Origin of the sequence: Pseudomonas capsici, assembly GCF_017165765.1 — a bacterium.
Classification (GTDB): domain Bacteria; phylum Pseudomonadota; class Gammaproteobacteria; order Pseudomonadales; family Pseudomonadaceae; genus Aquipseudomonas; species Aquipseudomonas capsici.
Window position 1 is genome coordinate 1 of the sequence record NZ_JAFGZD010000041.1, and the last position, 6,390, is coordinate 6,390.

At 50.5% G+C, this 6,390-nt stretch carries 3 protein-coding genes and 3 pseudogenes; 4 read left to right on the forward strand and 2 right to left on the reverse strand.

What is annotated here, in order from left to right:
• Positions 1-1,194: 1,194 nt before the first annotated feature.
• Positions 1,195-3,348: an AAA family ATPase gene (locus JSY17_RS25365; protein WP_206403367.1), complete on the reverse strand. Its 2,154-nt coding sequence runs from the start codon at positions 3,346-3,348 to the stop codon at positions 1,195-1,197.
• A gap of 544 nt (positions 3,349-3,892) precedes the next feature.
• Between JSY17_RS25365 and JSY17_RS25370 the strand changes: the two genes are divergently transcribed.
• On the forward strand, positions 3,893-4,120 hold the full coding sequence (locus JSY17_RS25370) for a DUF6124 family protein (protein WP_371874974.1): 228 nt from the start codon (positions 3,893-3,895) through the stop codon (positions 4,118-4,120).
• Positions 4,121-4,169: 49 nt separating this feature from the next.
• On the opposite strand, the pseudogene JSY17_RS25375 reads toward JSY17_RS25370, so the two are convergent.
• Positions 4,170-4,796 (reverse strand): annotated as a pseudogene (locus JSY17_RS25375) (PDDEXK nuclease domain-containing protein); the annotation flags it as partial.
• A gap of 271 nt (positions 4,797-5,067) precedes the next feature.
• Here JSY17_RS25375 and JSY17_RS26230 point away from each other — a divergent pair.
• The 3 genes and pseudogenes from JSY17_RS26230 to JSY17_RS25385 all read left to right on the forward strand — a co-directional run.
• Positions 5,068-5,187, forward strand: a pseudogene (locus tag JSY17_RS26230) (polymorphic toxin type 44 domain-containing protein); the annotation flags it as partial.
• A 55-nt stretch (positions 5,188-5,242) separates the two neighbouring features.
• The gene (locus tag JSY17_RS25380) at positions 5,243-5,818 is read left to right on the forward strand and encodes a hypothetical protein (RefSeq protein ID WP_206403369.1); all 576 of its coding nucleotides are present in this window, start codon (positions 5,243-5,245) and stop codon (positions 5,816-5,818) included.
• 97 nt (positions 5,819-5,915) lie between these two features.
• Positions 5,916-6,314 (forward strand): annotated as a pseudogene (locus JSY17_RS25385) (DUF2931 family protein); the annotation flags it as partial.
• Positions 6,315-6,390 lie beyond the last annotated feature (76 nt).

The window sequence follows — 6,390 nt, forward strand, 5'->3', positions numbered from 1 at the left end:
CGCGTCCGCTTAAAAATACGCGGACACCATCGCCCTTAATGCTGGAGTTCGGAAGGTGAGTTCGCCGTACGCTTACGGAGCACTAGCAGCACTTACCCGAATTAGTCTTGGAATGACTATCGAATATAATGAAGAACTCTCTCCAGCCTTCGGGTGTGAAGTAGCTATGGGCTATGCCGCAGACTCTCTCTCGATTCTGATCGCAGAACTTTGTTTAGAAACAGAAAACGCTGACCTTCTAGTCATGAGCATCGTTGCGCACAAATTCTCATCGAAAGTTCGCAACCATATAAACAATGCAAAACTGAAGCTATCACGAATCACTCCTAGAGTTAAATTTCAGATTCGACAATCAGAAAAAAAATCTCTCCAGAAGATTAGACGTAGAGGACGCTGAGCATATACACCAATAAATTTCGTATTTTTTCATAAGTTATTATTATCAAAACTTAGAGCACCGCAGATTGACGAGATGCTTTGACCGATTGGACTTTTCGATTATCTAATTTAGACTGTTTTTTTTAAAATTGGATTTTAGCTCCACCGCAAAAGAGTATGCATCTAAGATTAAAATTTATTTTTGCGCAGGAGGCTCAAAACTCCGACTTGGAATACAACATTGCGCAAAGGCGCTTTAGCCGCTCTAACATGCATCATCAGCTAAAATCAATCCTCCCTCTCGATCGTGTCTATCTGCCATACTGATCACCTTGGGCTGTTTTTCTTTGGTTACTGAGCAGGCTGACATCTGCGATTAGATCAGATAGGAGCACAAGCTGGAGAATCAAAGTTTTCGGGGATAAAGTCAGAGAGGATGCAACCACCCCCGCAGGGGTGTTCAATTACCGGCGAGGAAGCGAGCGAAGATGCTTACGCACCTTTTCCCAACGACCAAAGCGGTAACGATCATATTGCCGAACCGGCACTACTTTCTCATGATTTCTCATGGCACGTTCTCCATTCATTCTCAGCAAACTGCTGATAGCCTTCACATCCCATATGCAAAGCAGGGCAATCGAACGTGTGGCGGAAACAGAGATCTTTGGGGGTGGCTGCGAATCAGATAGTAACAGGTGATAGGCCCCTTGAGAAGGCATATCGCCATACAAAGTGAGACATTGGGACCCCCTTCAAGCAATCACATCCTGAGCCCTAACCCCCCGACGATAAAAGACTTTAATCTCAGCTCGGTTATTAAGCCATCATGCGCTTGAAATGGTCCTCGAACTGTGTTGCGACAAAGACCTGCCGAAACTGCTCAAGGTACTGTTGCGCATTGATATCGCCGAACTCAGTAATATTAACTGGGTCAGAATGCGACTCTCGATTGATGTAGCGGTAAAACGCACGGAGGTTGGGGTTAGCTTCGGCCAAATCATCCAAAACTTTCCAAAGCCTGTCTTTATGTTGAACGAAGCTAAAATAGTATTCTAAAATATTCCGCATCATGTTTGGTATGAGGGTGGGCGACGCTTTTCCCTCCAGTGCATCTTTCAAGGTGTGCCAGAATGCCTGATAGTCATTTTTGATATCTTCTTTTCTCAATGGATGGATAACGCTGTACGCCGACTTTGAAACCTTGAAGAGTGCCAAATCCACATTTCGCCGATCATCCTCCACTAGCTTTATCAACTCATGAAAGAAAAACAGGTTATGCGTCAACACTAATACCTGCTTGAAGCGATTTGCTGGCAAGAGTACCTCTCGACGTATAAGAGTCGCTACGTCGTATACGTAGTTGTGCGAGAGACTGGAAATCGGATCATCGATCACCACGATCCGATCAGCCTTTATCTTAGTCGAATTGACATCGAGTTCACCATTGCACACTTCGAGAAAGTAAAGAAATGAAATCAGCGTCTTCTCACCTTCGCTCAGGGTCTTAAAGACCTTCTCCTGAGCTTCGGGCCGCTGCAAACGGTACCGAGGGACTTCCCCTTCTTCCCGTACCAACTGAAAGCCTTGTAGCCCCAGCAAGCCCAACCAGCGGTTGATATTACCAACAGCTTGGTCGATGTTAGTGATTTGGGATTTGGCATCCGCAATGAGACGGCCTTGGGCAGCCATATCCCTGCGAATGCTGGTAATCGCTTCCCTCTTCATCGTACGTTGACGGACGAACTCTGCAATTTTCGGCTCAGCATATTTGAATTGTTCATCGCAGAGTCCCCGGTAGCAGTTCCAGAATCGATCGGCAATCAAGCCAAGATGCTTGGATTTCTCTCGGACCCTCTCGTTAATGGCATCGATCCGTGCTTGTTCGACCGTTATTAAAGCATTGATCTCTATAACCTTGGCTGCCGTCGAAACCAGTTCGACAGAGGTCGAGGGCGTCCGGAGCTTATCGTCTATGAGACGAAGGTTCGAGATAACCAGTGTCTTCAGCTCAGAAGTCAACTCGTTCAGCAGGGCATTGGGGTAGGTGCTGCCTTCGATCTGTGACAATATCTGGCTAGCGGCTCCCTGGTACTGCACGCGGAGAGTATCGAGGCTCCGGAGACGCTCCTCGTAAGTTGTATCGAACACATTCTGGAGCTGATGGTAGAAATCATCAGGTAGCGACTGCTGACAAAGCGGGCATTGTTCAGAGTGCTCATTGAAAAAGTAGAATGAGTGCTTGACCCAATCTGAATTGCCAAGCTTAAGGATCAAGGCAGACAGGTACGAATCATCAGACGCTGTTATCCGCTCCTGAAACAGCGGAGACTTCTCAACCGCTTGTTCGGAAAAAGTGAGCTTGCGGATTGAGGGAATCGGATGATCGCTGGCCTTATTGATCTCATCGACCTCAGCGGCCAAGCACTCGAAGGTATCATTCGACTCCTTATAGACTAAGCCTTTGACCTTTTCTAATAACCGATCTTTGGTATTCGTCCCCTGAAGACAATACCGGAGCGACGTGCTCTCCGCCTGCCTCCTTGGCGCCCATACGCCCTCCTTCAGAGTATCCTCCAAAGCCTCTTGCGCACTCTTGATCTCCTGTCCGGCCCGGAGTTCTGCCTCCTCGTCAGCAGTCAGTTTCTTGATCGTCGCCTCTGCTCCGGCGAGGGTTTTCTCGGCTTCGATATTCCCTTGGTTCAGCGTGAAAATACCCGGCTGTCCTCTGCCATTAAAGTTGCTCTCGACGAAACTCTGGTTGTACACGAGGATATCTGGCTGTCCGATAGTTCCATCCACCCGGCAGCCGTGAAATATGGGGTCATCCGTAGCTTGCAAAAAGTTCCCAATCGTGGTCTTACCTGTACCATTTTGCCCATAAATCAAGTTGATTTTTTTAAGCGGTCCCAGCACTGCATTAACACCAGGCGCATAACTAGATATGTCTCGCAATGAAACGTTCAGGATCATTTACACACTCCTTGACAATGGGCGATCGTCCCTGTGATATACCTTATTTCATATAGTAAATCTTTTCACTTGTATCCGAAGGCAGTTGCTGGCGTCTACTCGAATCTACCCCAAAAAAATGTCGCGCCAGTGCCGCGACTTTTCCCATATGCGGTAGGCCGCATAACTGCCGCATGCGGAACAAATTAGACCGGGTCTTCACATAAGACAGAGGATCAGCCTAAACAGCCCCAATAGCAAGACGCCTCCCTTTCCCTTGAACGAAATTTCCGAGAAAATCCCAACCGCTTGCACCCATGAAATCCGGTCACTACCCTCCCTCCGTCGCTGCATATTCAGCGAACGGGTTTAGCAGCCCGGACCCGACTGGGCGCACTGCGCCACCTTTTGCGAGGTGCTTTTTTACGGCCTGCATTTTATGGTGGCCGTGCGTAGGGCACCTTCGGGTGCGCCGGGTGCCAGTCTCCGGTCTGCTAACCTGCGCATGGCTGCCGCCTGGCGTTTAGCAGCAAAGGGCGTCAGCTCCACTTCTGACTGGAGTTTCATGATGCTCAAGATCACACCGGATCCACCCTGTCACCTCTCCCCTCGTTACCTTGAAGATGCGCTCGTGCGTGCTTCCGAGCTATTGAGTTGTGCCGCAGCAACAGCCTATGAAAGCGGCGACCGTTTGAGTGGTTCGCATCGGCATCTGGCCTTGTCTGTCGTCCATCTGGTGGAGATGGCCAAGGCCGAGGTTGATCGTTCACTGGAGGATCTTTCGGTTCGTTGATGTGTGGATTACAAAACCTGCATTGCGCAGGTTTTGTATTTGCGTCGACTCACTGCGCGGTATTCATCGCATAAAACTCATGCAATTTGGCCTGTAATAACTGCTTATCCGGCAAGCGAGTCTGGTATTCGGCAATCAACGCTGGCGACAGGCTGCGGTTGAGGGCGTATTCGACCACTTCATCGTCCTTGCTGGCACACAGCAGCACGCCGATGGCGGGGTTTTCATGGGGTTTGCGTTCGTTACGATCCAGCGCTTCCAGGTAGAAGTCGAGCTTGCCCAGGTATTCCGGCTCGAAGCGGCCAACCTTGAGTTCGATGGCCACCAGACAGTTGAGGCCGCGATGGAAAAACAGCAGGTCCAGAGCAAAATCACGCCCGCCGACCTGCAGCGGGTATTCAGAGCCGACAAAGCAGAACTCGCGACCCAACTCGATCATGTAGGCATTGCGAAACACTTCCAGAGCGGCAGGGTGAGATTGCTTCAGCACTTGCTGGCTGGGTGACGCTGCGCTCGAACAATGCAGCCTTGAACTGGCGTTCTAGCTCGCGGCTGGACCACTTTTTCTGGATCGCCATACGCAAGTAGAACTCGCGCTCTTCCGGGCTTTTACTCTGGCCGAGAATGATTATTGGGTCCAGGACAATTGTCGCGGCAGTGCCGCGACTTTTTCCTCGGTGTTGACGATGACTCCAAATCCCCCAACAGCAAGGCTCCTCCCTTTCCATTGAGCGAAATTTCCGAGAAAAACCTGACTGCTTGCGCCAGTAAAAGCCGATCACTACTTTGCCGCCGTCGCTGCAGACTTAACGAGCGGGTTTAGTCGCCCGGATATGGCTGGCGCTCACGCTCATAGCAATCGTGGACAAGCCCTCAGACCGTGCGAGAGTGGTGCAACTCATAACGGTTATCATCCATATCCGCTTTAACTGCCACCAAGGAATGGTATGACTCCAACAGCTCGACTTGACGATATGCACCTTTGCCCGATTTCAGGGCACGGCACATCGCCTATCGCTTCCGCATCACCTAACAACCAGATCAACTTCATGGGTGCTGCCCGAGTGGCCATTAACCCCGTGATTTCTGGCGATACTCCCATTGGCGTACCAGGAGGCTACTTTGAGTTTCTACCGAAGTAAGGCTTGCTGGATTGCAACAGCCATTTTCTTACCGCTACTACTGATTGCGAGCTACTACGGGTTCAAGGTGATGATGAGCGTATACAAAACGGACTTGGGTAACGGCGTAGTGATTTATGCTGATGATTACGTCAAAACCGGTCGATGGGTATTCGATTGTGAGTACTCACGGTTGATCAGCCGCGAGCCGCTGTCAGTGCCATTCTCCGAACTGGAAAATGTCGGAAAACTCACTATTGGCAATGCACTTCTGAAAGAGGTAGATGAGCAACCAGCCAAGGAAGCGCTGAATGCCATAACGAGCACTCGCGACTGGTACAAAAACCTTCGCTATCGCTACTCGGCACTGGATGAGAACAGCGACTTGAACTCCCATGCCTTCTATCTGGTTGCACAACACGCTGGCCGCTCATGGGCTGTGGAGGTAGACCAGTCAATAAGCCATGACGGCAAGTCTCACTTCACCGTGACGATTGAACCCTATGATGCGGATATCTACGTGGACTACGTCAAGGCACTTCAGGCTGCTGCCAAGAGCTGCCCGGCTGCGCAGTAAATAGAATCAGAATCGACGGCAACATGAGCATCAATGCTCCCACGGCAGATGCCATACGTCTCCAACATCCCCATGCACCTGACTGGACACTCTTCTGATGCGCATTTTTACAGCCCTGCTCGGCGCACTGTTGATGGTTGGTTGCAAGGCCGCTGATACGCTATCGGGGCAAAATGATCCAAAAGACCCGTGGTGGAGCCTGGATTTCATGGGGCCGAGTTACATGCCTGGACTGGTCGAACACAGCTCGGTAGTGGATATCCAAGGCAAGACCTTTGAGCGTCCCGGTGGCGGCGCAATCGGTACAGGCAATCCTGGAGATGCCACAGAAGTGGCGAAAGGCTGGAATCGGATTGGGGGTAACGTAAAACCCGTAGTCGGGGCTGACCTGCCCGAGCGTATCTTCATGCGTTGGCAATCAGTCGTGGAGCCAAAGACCTACCGGGCCTGGGTGGATATTCCGCAAAGCGCACGTGAAATCATGCACACCTCAACTGGTTACCTACAACATAGTTTGACACAGACCCTCAAGTAAACCGGGGGCTGTAGGATGATCCGGGATCCACACAACA